The sequence below is a fragment of the Algoriphagus sp. genome (genome assembly GCF_030694375.1).
Classification (GTDB): Bacteria; Bacteroidota; Bacteroidia; order Cytophagales; family Cyclobacteriaceae; genus Algoriphagus.
In genome coordinates, this window is the sequence record NZ_JAUXYL010000044.1 from 79013 (window position 1) to 94860 (window position 15848).

The 15848-nt window shown below is 39.6% G+C and carries 12 protein-coding genes; all 12 read right to left on the reverse strand.

Annotated elements, in window-relative coordinates:
- Positions 1–179: 179 nt before the first annotated feature.
- Entirely contained in the window at positions 180–1850 is a 1671-nt protein-coding gene (locus Q8M62_RS18345) for a capsule assembly Wzi family protein (protein ID WP_304901232.1), read from the reverse strand.
- 33 nt (positions 1851–1883) lie between these two features.
- On the reverse strand, positions 1884–2972 hold the full coding sequence (locus Q8M62_RS18350; protein WP_304901233.1) for a DUF1972 domain-containing protein: 1089 nt from the start codon (positions 2970–2972) through the stop codon (positions 1884–1886).
- Positions 2965–4554: a DUF4091 domain-containing protein gene (locus Q8M62_RS18355; RefSeq protein WP_304901234.1), complete on the reverse strand. Its 1590-nt coding sequence runs from the start codon at positions 4552–4554 to the stop codon at positions 2965–2967. Before Q8M62_RS18355 ends, Q8M62_RS18350 begins: the two co-directional genes overlap by 8 nt.
- Positions 4551–5621: a glycosyltransferase family 4 protein gene (locus Q8M62_RS18360; protein WP_304901235.1), complete on the reverse strand. Its 1071-nt coding sequence runs from the start codon at positions 5619–5621 to the stop codon at positions 4551–4553. The genes Q8M62_RS18355 and Q8M62_RS18360 overlap by 4 nt, the downstream gene beginning before the upstream one ends.
- The gene (locus Q8M62_RS18365; protein WP_304901236.1) at positions 5584–6495 is read right to left on the reverse strand and encodes a hypothetical protein; all 912 of its coding nucleotides are present in this window, start codon (positions 6493–6495) and stop codon (positions 5584–5586) included. Before Q8M62_RS18365 ends, Q8M62_RS18360 begins: the two co-directional genes overlap by 38 nt.
- A gap of 241 nt (positions 6496–6736) precedes the next feature.
- A complete protein-coding gene (locus tag Q8M62_RS18370) occupies positions 6737–8023 on the reverse strand; it encodes a hypothetical protein (protein ID WP_304901237.1) in 1287 nt (428 codons plus the stop codon).
- A complete protein-coding gene (locus tag Q8M62_RS18375) occupies positions 8020–9195 on the reverse strand; it encodes a hypothetical protein (RefSeq protein WP_304901238.1) in 1176 nt (391 codons plus the stop codon). The genes Q8M62_RS18370 and Q8M62_RS18375 overlap by 4 nt, the downstream gene beginning before the upstream one ends.
- Positions 9196–9197: 2 nt before the next feature.
- On the reverse strand, positions 9198–11069 hold the full coding sequence (asnB, locus tag Q8M62_RS18380; protein WP_304901239.1) for an asparagine synthase (glutamine-hydrolyzing): 1872 nt from the start codon (positions 11067–11069) through the stop codon (positions 9198–9200).
- Positions 11070–12206, reverse strand: a complete 1137-nt coding sequence (locus Q8M62_RS18385) for a hypothetical protein (RefSeq protein WP_304901240.1) — start codon at positions 12204–12206, stop codon at positions 11070–11072.
- Positions 12207–12227: 21 nt separating this feature from the next.
- Positions 12228–13127: an NAD(P)-dependent oxidoreductase gene (locus Q8M62_RS18390; protein WP_304901241.1), complete on the reverse strand. Its 900-nt coding sequence runs from the start codon at positions 13125–13127 to the stop codon at positions 12228–12230.
- A complete protein-coding gene (locus Q8M62_RS18395) occupies positions 13120–14556 on the reverse strand; it encodes a flippase (protein WP_304901242.1) in 1437 nt (478 codons plus the stop codon). The genes Q8M62_RS18390 and Q8M62_RS18395 overlap by 8 nt, the downstream gene beginning before the upstream one ends.
- On the reverse strand, positions 14553–15845 hold the full coding sequence (locus tag Q8M62_RS18400) for a glycosyltransferase (protein WP_304901243.1): 1293 nt from the start codon (positions 15843–15845) through the stop codon (positions 14553–14555). The genes Q8M62_RS18395 and Q8M62_RS18400 overlap by 4 nt, the downstream gene beginning before the upstream one ends.
- Positions 15846–15848 lie beyond the last annotated feature (3 nt).

Genomic DNA, 15848 nt, shown 5'->3' on the forward strand with positions numbered 1-15848 from the left:
TTGTACACAGCTTCGCCCTCTCAGTCACAAAGACTTAGCAATTTGGCTATTTTTAAATAAAAAAAAACATCCTACTTACCTTTTAAACGACGATCGATTAGCAGGATCAAAGTGAGTACCAAAGTTACTCATTTGAATGGAATGGAAAAATATATTCGAAATACATCAACCCAATTCAGTTAAAAACTATAAATCAAATTGACAGTTGAAGAATAAGTGAAACTGTTTTTTCCTCCTTTGAAATCCACTGTACTACTGGGTTCTCCGGCCCATTGGTAATTTGTAGCGTTGATTAGCTGGTTTTTTGTGCTGACCAGCAGGTTTTTCAATTGAAAATTCAACAATAGTCCTGCCGAAAAATCGACCCAAGGAACTTGATTGGGTATCTCACGCTGGATCAAATAATAGAAATCCTGTTGATTTTCTATCCGCTGAAGCAATAGCCCTACTTTGGAAAGTCCTTTCAGATATGAAAACTCCAAAATCTGAGCATTGCCCCCGACACCGATTCCTGCACCCATAGATTCACCGAAATTTGAAAATCCACGAACCTGATAGTGGGTCTGCCAACTGGTATTTATTACTCCCAATTCTGGGTAGCGGATATACCGGTTGACGGATTCTTGTTGATGGATTATCTCCCCTCGGATTTGAATAAGTTTTTCCGGACTTGACAACTGGACCAATTTCTGAAACCCAAAAAGGTATGCACGGGCATGTTCTGGATTAAGAATAAATTCTCTCCAATTGAAGTTGTGATCTCTCTTTCCAAATTCGCCATACATCTCAAATTTACCCTTTACACTTTTGAATCTAAAAAAAACAGATACTTGTTGATCCTGAGCTTCTTGATCATAAATTACTGAATTGCCGCTTTGAAATAATCTCTCCTTCTGGAATGCTTCAAAAACTGGAATTCTGGCAAGAAACCCTTTTGCTACATCTTCATTGTATTGTTGAAATGTGCGGTTAAATCCCAATGAAAGATTTTTTAAAAATGACGGCTGGTAAGAAATGGAAATTCCGTTTACATATCGCCAGTCTCCTGAGAAAGGACGAAAATATTGAGCATTGAGTGATTCGTTCTGTGTTGGATCCAATCCGGAATCCTCTGCTCTCCCAAAAATCATTTGTGCTTCTAAAAGACCAATTCCAATGTTAGCAGGTGATTTTGTCTTCAGAAAAAAATGCTTCATCCCCCTGGCATTATCGCTAAAAATCAGTGCTGAAAATTGCCCTGGCCCCCACCAGATATTCTGTGTACTGAATCCAAATTCTGCTTTCCCGAATGTCAAAGAAACAAAAGATTGTCCCAATGTAGCGAACTGATTATAACCACCTTGAAATCGCTCCGGATTGTCTCCAAAGTTCCAATACCTAAACCTTGCGAATATTGAGTTATCTGAAAATTGATCTGAAAATCCATTAAACGCCTTATTTTGACTCAATCCTAATTCAGGCCTAAACAGGATTTCCAAAAAATGGAATTTATAAAAAGCCCCGGGAGAAATCAAAGTTTGCAGCCCCCGCCCATTCTGCAAACCATAATTACCCCAGCCAAAGGGACGATTGGAATTATATACCGTGGTGTTTAATAAAGGGAGAATTTTTACTTCATGTTTTTTGCCTTTTAAAAGCGCATCACTTGCCGGGTCATTCGCCTCCAGAGAAAATAAAGAATCTGAAACCGCCTGTTCCCAAACCAATGGTCGCGAAGCAAAAGAATAATTGTGGTATCCAGTTCCAAGTAGCTGACTTCTTCTTGCGGTTTCTTCCCAAACCGGGAAACCGGCAGGCAAAGTCTGGGACGAAACTACCCCAGGTAAAACCCAAATAAATATCCACAACACAAAATTACAACCCCTCATATAATCATTGACAGATCAAAATAACTCAAACATTTTAACGTATTTCTTCGAAATTGCTTTCCATGAATAATTCTTCTTTGCAAGCTTAGCAAGATCTTCCATCATTTGATCCCGATCCAACTCCCTAATCTGCAATAGCAAGGTCTTTAGTTCCTCAAAATCATTGAAATATAAAGCCTTACCAAACGTGGTTTCTTTATTATAATTAACACCATATGCAATGACAGGCAATCTCAAATACATCGCTTCCACCAGCGAAGGATTGGTCCCTCCTGCACTGTGTCCATGCAAATAGAAGAAGCAGTTTGACCGCAAGACGTTCAATTCCTCCATTTCGTAGATGGGATTGTACAAAATGATGTTTTTGACTTTGGAATACTCATGGTAAAGTTTCATTCCGTAGTCATTGGCATTCCAATTTCCAACCACAACATAAGGCATGCCTATTTCACATTCCTTAAATGCCCTCAGCTGCATCTCTACGTTGTTTTCGGGTTCGATTCTACAAACTGTAAAAACATAAGGCGAATCCAGAAATGAGAATTTTTTCCTGTAAGAATCCGGCTCTACGGGACTTACGTGGTTTGCCCCATATGCGATTAGAAAGGAATCTTTACCATATTCAGAAGTTATATATTCCTGAATGTGCTTATTATCAGCTACTACGCCATCCGAGTATTTAACAGCAAGTGACTCGGAAAACTTCAAGAACTTTTTAGCAAACCATCCCCACTTGTCCCGCTTCCATTCCAATCCATCGATATGGGTGATGATCTTCGCTTTGGTAAAAGGCATAAGTAGAGGAATCATAATTGCTCCCGAAACACCCAATAGCAGGATAAAATCCTGATTTTTATAAGATTTCAAAAGCGAAACAGAATCATAAATTATGCTTTGCGCTCCATTTGCCTTTTTATTTAGATAAACAAGTTTTGCCCCTTTGTAACTCTCCAGTTTGTCTGGATAAGATTTACTTTCACAAAACACGGTGACTTCAAAAAATTTGGGTAAATGATCAAGCAGATTATCAACCAAAGTCTCAAAGCCACCATAATTAGAAGGAACCCCAACGATCCCCAGAATAGCGAGTTTTTTATTAATCATTTAGATAATTTTTCATTGCCTGAAGCATTTGGTATCGCTCTGCTTCAATATTTATTAGAAAATAACGGTTCAAGGCATTAGTCATTTCGGACACATTTGACACTTTGGCAACGGTCTCCAGCTTACTCAAATCCTCGATAGCATCCTTCAGCACTAGGTACCTTACAGAAACTTGGCCATTTGGATAGATCAGATGTGCATCACCTGAGGGCAAATCAGAATAGATAGCAGAGTTCATAATATCAGAAGACCAAAGATTGAAAGCCCATCTGAGCATCCCGTTGTACCCTTTTGATTTAGCTAAATGGGTAAGAAAATAAATATCCCGATAATCTGATGTCAACAACAAATTGGGTTGGCCGGGTTTCTCAAAACACGAAGTGTACAAGGACGTCGTTTGAGACTTTAAGATCCTTTTTTTCATTTCACCGGGATCTACTACTACATTCATCGGCATGGAATAATCGGCGATCCAGTCCGATAAAAAAGGGTAAAAATCACCAGAAAAGCCCATTTTTAGCCCCGGAGAAATATTTTTTACCCATTTCGCCAATTCCATGGTGACATTTGGATCTCGCTCATCAATAAATAAAACAGTTTTATCCTTCCAGCCTTTTTTAGCTAAATGTGCTGAAAAATCAATCAAAAACGGCTTCCAAAAAGTCTGATACTCCGGAGTCCCCGGTTGAGTCTGAATTGACTGGACAGCCGATGTTGATTCGTCATAGAAGAAAAAGAAGCCATTCCAGGGAAATAAGTTGTGCAGCACAATCTGGCCTTTTATTCCTTTGGAATGTGCCAATTCCACATACTTATCAAAAACAGTATAATCATAGGAAAAAGCACCCGACTTAGATTTTTTTACCTGAATCATCATTTCTTCCAAGGGACGAACTCGGGTATTGTACAAATCCCAAAAAACAGAAGTCGTAATAGAATGCTGATTGATCTGGCAAAGCAATTCAAACATTTCACCGATCTCCAACCAATGCGCTTCTGACCAGGGCTTTTGCTTATAATAATCTGCCATTGCAACGGGAAATTGCCAGAAATCTGTATAAAAATCAGAAAGTAAAGGGTCTTTAAGTACTCTGTCCTTTACAGTAAAACTGCCCTTAATTTCTGTCTTTTTCCCCCCTTCCAAAAAATTAATTACAAAAGGAAATTTTCCTGTTGCAGCATTGGATTTCGTCTTTACCTGTAGGATCAACCACTGACTTTTCCCAGAAGCATCAAAGGTCAAATCAGGTCTTTTTTCTGCCCGGTCAGGAACTTTCACCTGATCAAAGGTTCCATTGGTTTTAGCTTCCCCACAGTTCCCTGCCGAAAAATCGGCCAAAACCTCATGTAATTGATACAGCTGTATATCCGCATCCGGTCCTGAATAGCTGACTTTTACCCGCTGTGAGGATTTTGCATCATAACGAATAGGAATAAGTACGCCATCATTTTTCCAGGAAACGAAATTCCCGTCGGAAGGCTGGGGATCATACAGTTTCTCCAATTTGTAAATCTGTGCCTTTTGTCCAAAACTGGCAGTCGAAAACAGTAAAAAGAAAAAAATCTTAATACACTCCTTCATGAGAGTAACTTAGTCATTTCATTTTCGAAATTTTCTCTGGAAAACTGTTTGGAACGACGGATGGCATTTTCGCTTAATTGCTTCCAATATCCACGATCTGAGTCCATTTTGACAATTAATCCCTCGATATTATCCAGATCGATATAATCAACAAGAAACCCATTTTCTCCATTGACGACCAGTTCGGTCACCCCCCCATCAGTCGGCACGATCGCAGGTAGTCCGAATTGCATTCCTTCCAGAACAGTCATCCCAAATGTTTCCAGGCATTTATCCTTATTGGTCAGATTCATAATCAGGGATGCTTTTTGGTAATAGGGAATGACATCCTTTTGGACAGACAGTACGGCAAGATTTAAGGGTATAATCCGCTCTGATTTCCAACGCATCACATCTGGTTCAGCATCGCTCAATATCAGGTCGAATCCAAATTGAGGCAAAGTTCTGGCCAATTCCAAAAATTCAGTAATTCCCTTATAAGGACGGAGAGAGGCAAGCATCAGAATTCTGAATTCGCCTCTTTGCCTGTCTCCTGATTTCGCACTCAACTCTAATTCTTTCTTTACACTGTTATAAATTACTCTTGGGTTTCGACCTCTTAAAGAAGGATTGCGGGCCAAAAAATTTGAAACCACAACTATTTCATCAGCATACCTCCGTACGACCCAAAAGAGAAATCCATTCAGCAATCCTGGACTTATCTCGTATTCATGAACATGTACTATTACCTTCTTCTTCAGAAATTTACCCATCAATATTGCCGAAAAAGGCAGAATAGTATTGACGTAAAAGGTACAGTTATCACGCTTGTACTTTACTAACAAAAGCATCAAAAAAAACTGACTTAAAAAAAAGGTAAAAAGGGTCAGAATTCTAAACCTGGATCTGAGGTAATAATTAGAATGATAGGTAATCCCATCAATCCCCGAAAGAAATCCTTCTCCCCTGCTGGTGTAAAGGTGTACCTCTTTACCCAATTCCTTAGATACAAGAATTGTATTTCTCAGGACTTGAGGACTCCCTGTGTAATTATTCAGCAGGTGAAAAAAGATGAGCTTTTCTTTCAAGTTTTGTGAATTTGTTGAAAATCAACAGGAATACTGCCAGAAGAATATAGATGGTGGTTGAATAAAACTCATGGGTGAATTGCTGTGCTATTATGAAAATGTAAAAAAGCAACGTCGCATAAAAGGCTTTTCCTTTCATCCAAAACAGAATTGAAAAAACAAAAACAGAAATTAAATAAAAGAAATACCCCATAAAACCATAGGTATAGAGCAGAACAGAGGTCCCGTTTTCTATATATCCCGTACTGTAATACGTTCCTTTGGCTATACTCTCATCCACTATATTATTTCCATGCCCAATCAGGTACCCCAGCCAATCGGTCTGTTCAAAGAAAGCAATCCGGAATGCCTGCAACAAATCCGATCTTGAAGTAAGGGTTGATAGATTGAATATCAGCTTATTGATGAATTCAAAGAAATAAATAAAAAAGCCCAAACCTGCTATCACACTAACCCAAAAGATTCTCTTATGCTTGAAAAATAAAATGATGTAATAAATAAGAAGACTGTTTCTGTTGAATGTGAGTACCAAACCTAGAAAAACGATTAAATAAGCCAGTTTATCCATCAAGCCGAGTTTTGATTCATCTTTTCTCCAGTAATAAATTAAAAACCAGGCGATTATTAAGGTTCCAAAAGTTTGAACAGTAGTAGTGAAACCTTTGGCTGCATGAAGAAACGGGAGTCCTTTATCATACATCGGATGCACAAAGGAATTCATGCCTGAAACATAACTTGAAATCACAAAAAATATCCCCAATACGATATGTATGAACAATGCCCAATAAATCAAATCCAAAAACCCATCTTCTTCGGCGATCAGGGTCATGAATGCCAACCCTATAATCGGGAAAAATATGATCAGTGAAGACATCGGCAGGTTTAGCAAATAGGAGATTAAAATCAGCCCTAAGCTTAAAATCAGAACATAAAATGAATTCAACGGAACTCTCCTACCCAAAAAGAAAAAATGAAACAACAACGCCCCAACCAACAAAGTCATTAGGGCCTTATCCAGTTGAAAACTGACCAGCTGGGTACAGGAAACCAAAAAAAGAACCAATGTTAGTCCAGCCCTGGAAAAGTTCCGGACCACCCATACGGGTATTGAAGTGCTATTTTCTAAGATCATCCGCTAATTTTTCCAACTGATGAAATCTTGAATACTTAGCAACAGATTTCCTCGAAGCTTGCTTTAATACAGAAATACTTCCCTCCTTGTGACAGAGATCCATCAAGTCAAAAATCAAGCTTTTTCCCTGATCAGCATTTTTGGCAAAAAAACCAAGCCCGGATTCCTTCAAAATTTCTTCCATCACATCCTCATCTGTCGGACAAAGCAATACAGGTTTTCCAAGCGCCAAATATTCATATAATTTGGAGGAAGGAATACCTTTCATTGACCCATAGGCGATCCCCAAAAGAACTTGAGCTTTCTGAAGCTTTTCAAGGGCTTGATGTCTCGGAAAGCGATCAGTGACCTCCACTAGCGATCGAAGTTGATCAGGAACCAAAGATTCAATTCTTCTTTTCTCCTTGACATCAAATCCAGCTCCCAAAAAAATCAGACGAAATGGCCTTCCTTCACCATGACACATCTCTAGAACATCTAAAATAAGCCTGATATCCTGTGATGGATAAAGTACACCACTGTACATCACCGTAAACTGATCGTAAAGTGGCAGTTCCGGCAAATCCAAAAGGCTTTCTTCAAAGCCATTTTGTACTGTTATTCCGGGCTTATTTAAAAAATCAGAAATTCGTTTGGTGTAGGGTTCCGAAACCGAAATCACTGAATCGGCCGTACTTACCCATTTTTTTTCATAGGAAGACTCCACTTTGGCTATCCATCTTCTTACCGCTCCACCTTCTTTTTCCATCTGGAGCTCATTAGTACTCCAGTCATCCCGATAATCGGCAATCCAACATATACCCAACTTTTTTTTCAGCATGTATCCTAATCGAAACAGGTAATACGGTTCGCCAGAAATTATGAGCTTTTCAGGTTTTTCCGCTTTAACCAGTTGGCTTAAGTAGGCTGGAAAATTGGAAAAAGAGGTAAATCCCAACGTGAATTGGGCTAAAAATACATCCAGTAACTTGGTGACTAAAAAAATGGGACGGAGTATTCCTTCACCAAATCGTCTATAAGCTTCGTCAAGAATTCCCGGTTTGAAAGGGAGATAATGAACTTCGTAATTAGGGAATTTTTCGATTATTACTTTATCACCTATGGGCACTTTGGTGTCCTGATGAGTTTTCAGGTCTTTTGTCCATATACGCGTTACAACGATAGGGTAAAATCCGGATTTGTAAAAATTCTGTGCCCAGTAGGTTAGCCTTTGTGCAGGAGTGAGTGTACAAGGGGAAAAATAAAAAGAAACTAAAAGAATTTTTTTCAATTCGATTCAGTAATAGATTCCAAAGAAGGCTCTGCATTCAATAGGCCTAAGTCCTGAAGTAAGCTTTCCATAACTTTTTCGTTTTGATGGTTGGAATATTTCCCTGCGATTTGGTGAGAGATTTTTTTCATTTCTCTAATCTCTTCCAAGGAAGTAGCATTCAAAGCCTCACCCAATTCTTTTTCATCAAATGAATGAGCTACTATTCCATTTTGCTCTTCCAGGACTATTTTGCTCATCTCCGGAGAAGGGCCAATAGCAATTGCCAGGCGGGCCTGGATAAACTCGAAAAATTTATTGGGAAGGGCATTCGCATAATTAAAATTGACAGGCTCCAAAATGAAGAGACCGATATCGAAGCGATTGATAAATGAAGAAATTTCTTGAGTGGGAACCGGGGTCAGAAACTCAATTCGTCTTCCCTTCGCCAATTCTTTTAATTCTAGAAAATAAACAGGATCTGAGGGTATTAGCATCAATTTCAATTCAAAACGATCATCCAAATGGTCCATAAGGCGGATCATTTTCTCAATTTTCCTGCTCCGGTTGGCTATCCCATGATGAACAATTTGAATTCTATCCTTCTCAATACTTGGCTCCAAGTTAGGTTCATAGTCCGGGGTATTAAGTATCAGGTGAGCCTCGACGCCATAATCTCTTGCATAATCTTGGGCGATCCCATCACAAACGGTTATAAACTTATCCGCCATGGGAATGTATTTTTTACAAACAAAATTCACAAATCGTTTATGAAACCATTTCCAGAGCAACATCTCGCTAAATTCTTTGGCATATTGCTCATGCGCATCAAATATCACTTTGGCCTGAGGATGAGATTTTCTTAAAGCCACGGCTAAGGGCCAAGTTTCGGCATCATTTGCCAAAATCAAATTAAAAGTTGGCTGCAACAAACTCAAATCCTTCAGGCTGCTATGCCGTAAAAATTCTTTCACGCGAATTCGAGCCAATCTTGCTACCATGATTCCTAATTTCAAGGCTCGGAAGAAGGGAGATTTTGCTTTGGTGAGTGGGTAAAAAGACTTTTCTCCGGTGTATTCAAGGCCACTAAGCACAATTTCAAATCCATGTCTTTCAAAAAAAGAAATCTGTCTAAGCACTCTTGGATCAGAATGCATTCGGGAAAAAGATAAGATGAGGACCCGCTTTTTCAATATCAGAAAAGATTAGCTACCATTAAATGATTCCAGCTACCATCCCCTTTGTTGTGAGCCACCTGCGACTGAATGGGTAAATTCTCCGCCCCTTTTTTCAAAATTCCTTCCTTGCTCAAAATTTCTCTGGATGCCTTAATTTTATCCTGAGTACTGGGATTATCCATCCAGGACTTTTGTGGTGGTTCAAAACCTATTTTATCCTTCCTCCATGCGATTTCCTCCGGCAATAAATCCTCAAATGAAGCCCGCATCAAATATTTGGTCCAACCATCTTTGATTTTCAATTCCGAAGGAAGACTGAATACAAATTCCACCAATTCATGGGACAGGAATGGAAGTCTTACTTCTCTGCTGTGTGCCATGGAATTTCTGTCAGCATATCTCAATAGCGTAGGTAATCCTATTTCAAAAGTCGAGAAATACAAATGGCTATTCAAATGACCCAAGTCAAAGTTGAAGTCATTATGCGAAAACTTGCGAAAAGCGGAGAAGAAATCATCTGCCATCAGTGTTGAGTTTTTCATCTTAGTATTCAACACTTTTCTTCCTACTTTATTGACTAATGTTGGAAAATTAGCAGCAATTGCTTGCTTAAATCCAGGCTTAGATATTTTAGCATTGATAGTATTCCCTTCGTGAAGCTGGCGATAGGCAGAAAATTCTTTCTCGAATTGATTCCCGGAACGCTTTCGAATTTCATTGAAAAAAGTGGTGAAATAGGGATGATAACCTGCCAAAATCTCATCCGCTCCCTGCCCGTCTAATAAGACGGTAACTCCATTCTTTTTGGCCAATTCATAAACCTGATATTGTACCAGAATACTAGCAGATCCAAAGGGCTCCTCTTGATGGTAGCAAATTTTATCAAAGACTCCCTCAAAATCGTCCATTTCGCTATAAACCTCATGAGGGTTTATCCGAGTTTGTTCTTTGACTTTCTCGATGAAATATCCCTCGTCTTTGTGAAAATTCTTGAACCTAGCCGAAAAGGTATTTTGAATTGATTCAGGATGATCTCTAAGCAAATGATCAATCACACAGACCACTAATGAACTGTCAATTCCACCTGACAAGCTGGAACCCACCAAAACATCCGATCTGAGTCTTCGGTTTACCGACTCGATGAAGAGTTCACGAAAACGATCTTTGGCATCTTGGAGCCTAATCGAGTTATTCTGCGCTAGGGGATTGATGGCCCAGTATTTCCTCACACTGATGGATCCCTTTTTCCAGATCAGATAATTTCCTGGAGCCAATTTTCTTACACCCTTGAAAAAAGTCTGCCCCAGATCTGAATGGTTATCCAAGAGATCAAAGTGCAGGTAATTGAATATCATTTCTGGATCGGGACTTTTTGTCACGCCCACTGCCCAAAACTCTTTCATTTCCGAGGCAAAGTAAAAAGCCTCCTGAAATTGAGTAAAGAAAAATGGCTTTTCACCAAATCGATCTCGAGCGCAAAAGACCTCTCCTGTTTGGTTGTCATACAGCGCAAAAGCAAACATTCCATCCAAATCTTGTAGACAAGCTTCCTTCTTTAGGTCATACAGCGCCAAGAGTACTTCTGTATCCGAATTACTTCGAAACTTGTATCCTTTTTTGACCAGTTCAGATTTGATCTCCAAGTAATTATAGATCTCCCCATTGAAAGTGAGTGTATATCGATCCAGGTAATGCATAGGCTGAGCACCTGTTTCGGTTAAGTCCAAAATGGATAGTCTTCGATGCCCAAAACCAACTTGACCTCCTTCGCTGATCCAATGACCTGAACCATCTGGCCCTCGATGGATAATCGCATCGGTCATCTTCACCAACTTCTCCTTGGATACCAAATTTGGGTTATCAGATAGAATTCCTGCTATTCCGCACATTTACTTTTCTTTTTCTAGTTTACCCAATTTATAATCCTCCACTAAACGATTTGCAATGGCAATAGGATCATGCCATTTGAGGACAAAGTCCCTGCTTTTTTTAGCCAATTCAAACAAATCCTGTCTCGGTAGTTCTAGGACGGATTTAAGTCCTGCTTTGATACTCTCAGAATGAACATTTATGAAAGGAAGTTCTTCTTTCATCTTGTTTGGAATGTATTTAAGATCTTCCTCCCTTAGGTAAACTAAGACAGGTTTACCCAAGGCCATGGCTTCCACTGCCAATCCTCCATACCATCCAAAAAACAGTTGATCTACCAATACATCAATATCCTGATAAATTAATTTTGCTTCAGCGTTGGATACTCCCTCGATAAGTACAAATTCAAATTGATATCCTTCGGATTTGAGCTCCTCCAAAGCTGCAATGACAAAATCAGTTCCTTTTCCTTTTCTATTACTTGGAGCATGTCCAATCCGAAGTGGTCGATTCTGCAGTTGCGTATAATGAGGCTCCCATTCTTCAAATGAAATGTGTGAGTAAGGTAAAAACTCAGCGCCTACAGGTAGTACATATAGCAAATCCGGATTTAGTCCATATACTTTAAAACAAAATCGAGCCATTCGTTCGATTTGGATTCTTTTTTGGGAGTCAGTTCTTTCGTTATAATACTCTGAACCCACTTGAGTTGCTGCTGTTATTTTGAAGTTTCTCAGGCAAAAATCTCCCTGCCTCGCATCATCACCTTGGTATTGAACAAACAGTGGAATTTTACGCCATTTCAACACACGAAGTTCAATGCCTTGCATTAGATCCAAATATCCCGCATAGAATTTTCTAAACAGATTTCGGGCCAGAGATGAAGTGGGAATGTAAGGTTCCTGGATAAATAGGGTGGTTCCAAAATTAAAGTGAATAGCATCCCAATCTTGAAAAACGTAGGCCAATGCTTTTAGTCTTTTCCATTCCCGTTGGAAAAAATTATCCGAATCCTTCCAAATAACTTTATCTACTGGATAACCCAAATAGTTCTGCCTTAAAGCCCAAGTCTGACTATCAACTCCCAAAATGCGAAGATGCTTACTGATGCCTTGCGGATTTCCCCCAACAGTTGTCGGCAGGTGAAGTACTTTCATTGCTAAGATTTAAAAAAACGCTCAGTTATCTGATTTTTCAATCAAGTCCTTTATTTGCTGCAAATGGTCGAAAAGCTTCTTCTCTGGAAGGTGAAGGTCTTTTTTCATTGCTGAGTTGTCTCCGATAAGATCCCTCGCTTCTCCTTCCATAAACTGGTAAACGGGTGAAATCCCGAGAAATTCCCCCATGCGGTCAGCGATCTCTTTGATTGAAAGTGTGTCCTGACCTGAAATATTATAGGTAGCGCTTTTGTGCTTGGCAAATGAAGCAACTGTAGCCGCCGCAGCATCTTCTACATGAATCGGGTTAATTCGGATGCCCTTTTCTCCCTGCAATAAAATTGGTTTTTGACTAACTATGCTGTCCATCAGACGGGGGATTAACATCCCTTTCTTTTGATTTGGACCATAAATGAAAAAATACCTGAGTACGCTGACCTGAAAAACCGAAGAATAACTTTGAGACAATACCTCACCAGAAAGTTTACTTCCCAAATAATATCCCAATTGTCCAGGAGGAACAATTGCGGAATTTTCGTGAAATGCATGCTCCCCATTTCCATAAACTCCACCCGAAGAAGCGTATATGAATGATTTTAATCCAACTTTTACGCCATAGTCGAGCAATTTTGCAGTGGAGGCTATATTGACTTGAAACACACTCAGTGCTTTTGCAGGGAAATCCCTGAAATGGGCAGATTGTGCCAAATGGATTATCACCTCTACTTTTTCAGGAAGAATTTCCAAAGACCAATTTGTTTCAAGGTCTATCGGAATATAATTCATTTCTTCGAGAGGTATTTTGGGAAGAGAATGGACTATTCCAAAAACTTGATGTCCAGTTTGAATCAATAAATTACAAACTTCCCGTCCGAGAAGTCCATTGGCACCTGTGACTAAAACGCTTGTTTTTTTAGACATTTTTAAAATTCTTAATAGGCAATAAAAACCATCCAAATCCCACAAAACTGGCAAGAATTCCAAGTTTCAATACTATTGATTTCCACTCTATCGAAGCATTTTGCATTAAAAAAGAAAGAACAAGTACAATCCCCATCAAAGAAATCAAGACCATCAGCCTATTGTAGGAAATATGAATGGGATGATACCGCTGAGTGAAGAAAAAATACCCAAGGGAAAGAAAAAGGTAAGATAAAGCTGTCGCTATAGCTGCTCCCAATGCTCCGAAAATGGGAATTAAAAACCAATTGAATCCAAAATTAACCCCGGCAGTAATCCAGGAGAGGTGTGCAAACAATTTGGTTTTCTTTTCAAGGGAGATCCCGATACCGGTAATTTGTTGCGATGCCTGAAAAACAATTGCAAATCCCAAAATTGCCATCGGTAAAGCACTCTTCAAATAATCATTACCCATGATGAAATGGATGATTTCACCGGAAAACAAGGCAAGCCCACCTGCAAGTGCAGCTATGGAAAAAACCAAAAGTATGAGCACATCACCATAGATTTTTCGGTATTTCTCCGGATTGTCGGTACGGATTTTTATTGCCACCGGACTCCATGCCTGACCAAATGCTGCTGATACAAACAAAATGATGGAGGCAAAACGGAATGATACTGAATAAATACCGACCTCTTCAACCGTTGTAATGGAAGCAAGCATCCAACGGTCCTGAGAGGAGAAAATCCAGTACGCCAAGGAGGAAAAAATAAAGGGATAACCGAACTCAATTAACTCCTTCGACCATTTCTTGGAAACCTTCCCGATCGAAAAATCTTTCCGAATAAAATTCAGAGCCATGGGCAAAACCAAGAGAACAACAATAGCCTGGGCCCCCAGCAAACCATCAATCCCCAAAGCCAAGGATACAACCATATATAGTCCAGCCAAGGCGGAAAGTACTCTTGAGGTCATGGAAATCACCAAAAACTTCCAGGGAGAAAATTGAAGCCGGATCACATCAAGAATAAACTGGGTCCATTGGGTACCTCCCATTAAAAGCAAAGCGGCTGTTAAACCATAGTTAGAAAACGGGAATCCCTCCAGCTTCCAAAAGGTTTTAGCCACCATCACACCCGAAAAAGTTAAAAACAAAACGCCGAAAACAGTAAAAAAGAGTGTTATCAAACCAGAGGATACTATCTCTTTTCTCTTGTTTTCGGTGACATCTGTGTCCCAATAAAAGCGTTGAACAGCGTTGTTAAGCCCGAAATTTGAAACTACACCAAGTAAAGCAGTAGAAGTGAGAATCAATTCAAGAAAACCAAATGACTCAGGTGAAAGAGCTTTGGCAATGAATGGAAAAGTGAAAAAGCTGATGATCTTGGAAATCAAATCAGCACCACCATAGATTGCAGAATCTTTGGCTAATTGCCTGATTACATTCAATCTACGATTCTGTTTTTAACTAAGGGATGGACAATCTTTGGACTCCTGTTGGGATACTCCCCGAGGAGAGGATGAAAAAGATTGATCAGTGATTCCCGATTTCCCTGGAGGAATTCTATAATCTCCCCGAATACAAATCTGGCACTATCCAGACCATGATATTTCTCCACATAATTCCTTCCCGCATCCCCGAGTTGATTTCTCAAATGTGGATGAGTGATCAATTTCCTCAGTACATCTACAAGGTTTTCAGGGGTACCGGATACTATTGGGCATTCTTCAAAATAGGACCATCTTCTAAGCGGGAGCATGTAGGATTCATCCTCTATATTGGAAATAACCGGAATTCCAGAGGCTAGCCCTTCCAATCCGTTCATCCCATGACCGGTAGCAATAAGCTGCTCAACCAAAATATCCGCTTCCTCATTCAGAATTTCTTTTACTCTGGAGTTTTGAAGCTTTTCAAGCAGAATTAATTCAATTTTCAATCCTTCTGCTTGCAATTTTTTAATGGAATCGAGAATAAACTCTGAACCTTTGAATCCTCTGTGATTTGGGGCGTGAACGATTCGAACTGAACCATTTACCCCATCTGCATTACTCTTGCGGTTGGAGGGTTTCCATTGGTCCAAATCGATGTAAAGAATGGTAGGTGCCAATACATCCCACCTTCCAAATCCATCTGGCCCCATAATTCCGCTGAAAAGAACATCCGCATTTTTAGACCAATAGGAAACTTGTTTTTGAATCGTGTCTTGTTTTAAAGCTGCTTTTGGATAGGACATCATCAAACCATGAATCAATCCTGTTGATCTGATATTTCGATACACATAAGAATCAGAACCATAGGGCATCACCACAACCTTTTTACCTGCCAAACGAAACCAAAAGCTCTGGAAAAATTGAAAAGGGGTATTCCCTAGAAAAAATCCATCAAAGGACAAAAAGAATAAATCATAGCTCCACAAACCTGAGAGAAAACCCAAATAGGGCTTCATCGGATGCAAAGCCCATGAAAATTCTTCTGACACCAATCTGTCCCAGTCTTCCCGCTTATTGATACTTGAGTAAAAATCAGTGGTATAAGTTTCGGAAATAAACCCGCTGCTTTTCATGGCTCGGGCCCAATAGCTATTATTAATTATAGGCGTGGAACCCCATACCAAAGCAGGTTTTTGTCTTCTTTTCCTCAACCCGATTGTAGCTGCCCAACAGGTTGCCACTATAAAATAAAGGGGGATCCAAAAAAAGGTTACTATCAAGGTAACCAACTTTTTGAGGAGTTTCATCCA

What these genes read in the sequence shown, in the direction of transcription:
- Q8M62_RS18390 (WP_304901241.1), bottom strand. Translation starts at nt 13,127, where the DNA reads ATGTCTAAAAAAACAAGCGTTTTAGTCACAGGTGCCAATGGACTTCTC.
- Q8M62_RS18355 (WP_304901234.1), bottom strand. Translation starts at nt 4,554, where the DNA reads ATGAAGGAGTGTATTAAGATTTTTTTCTTTTTACTGTTTTCGACTGCC.
- Q8M62_RS18400 (WP_304901243.1), bottom strand. Translation starts at nt 15,845, where the DNA reads ATGAAACTCCTCAAAAAGTTGGTTACCTTGATAGTAACCTTTTTTTGG.
- asnB (WP_304901239.1), bottom strand. Translation starts at nt 11,069, where the DNA reads ATGTGCGGAATAGCAGGAATTCTATCTGATAACCCAAATTTGGTATCC.
- Q8M62_RS18365 (WP_304901236.1), bottom strand. Translation starts at nt 6,495, where the DNA reads ATGTCTTCACTGATCATATTTTTCCCGATTATAGGGTTGGCATTCATG.
- Q8M62_RS18385 (WP_304901240.1), bottom strand. Translation starts at nt 12,206, where the DNA reads ATGAAAGTACTTCACCTGCCGACAACTGTTGGGGGAAATCCGCAAGGC.
- Q8M62_RS18350 (WP_304901233.1), bottom strand. Translation starts at nt 2,972, where the DNA reads ATGATTAATAAAAAACTCGCTATTCTGGGGATCGTTGGGGTTCCTTCT.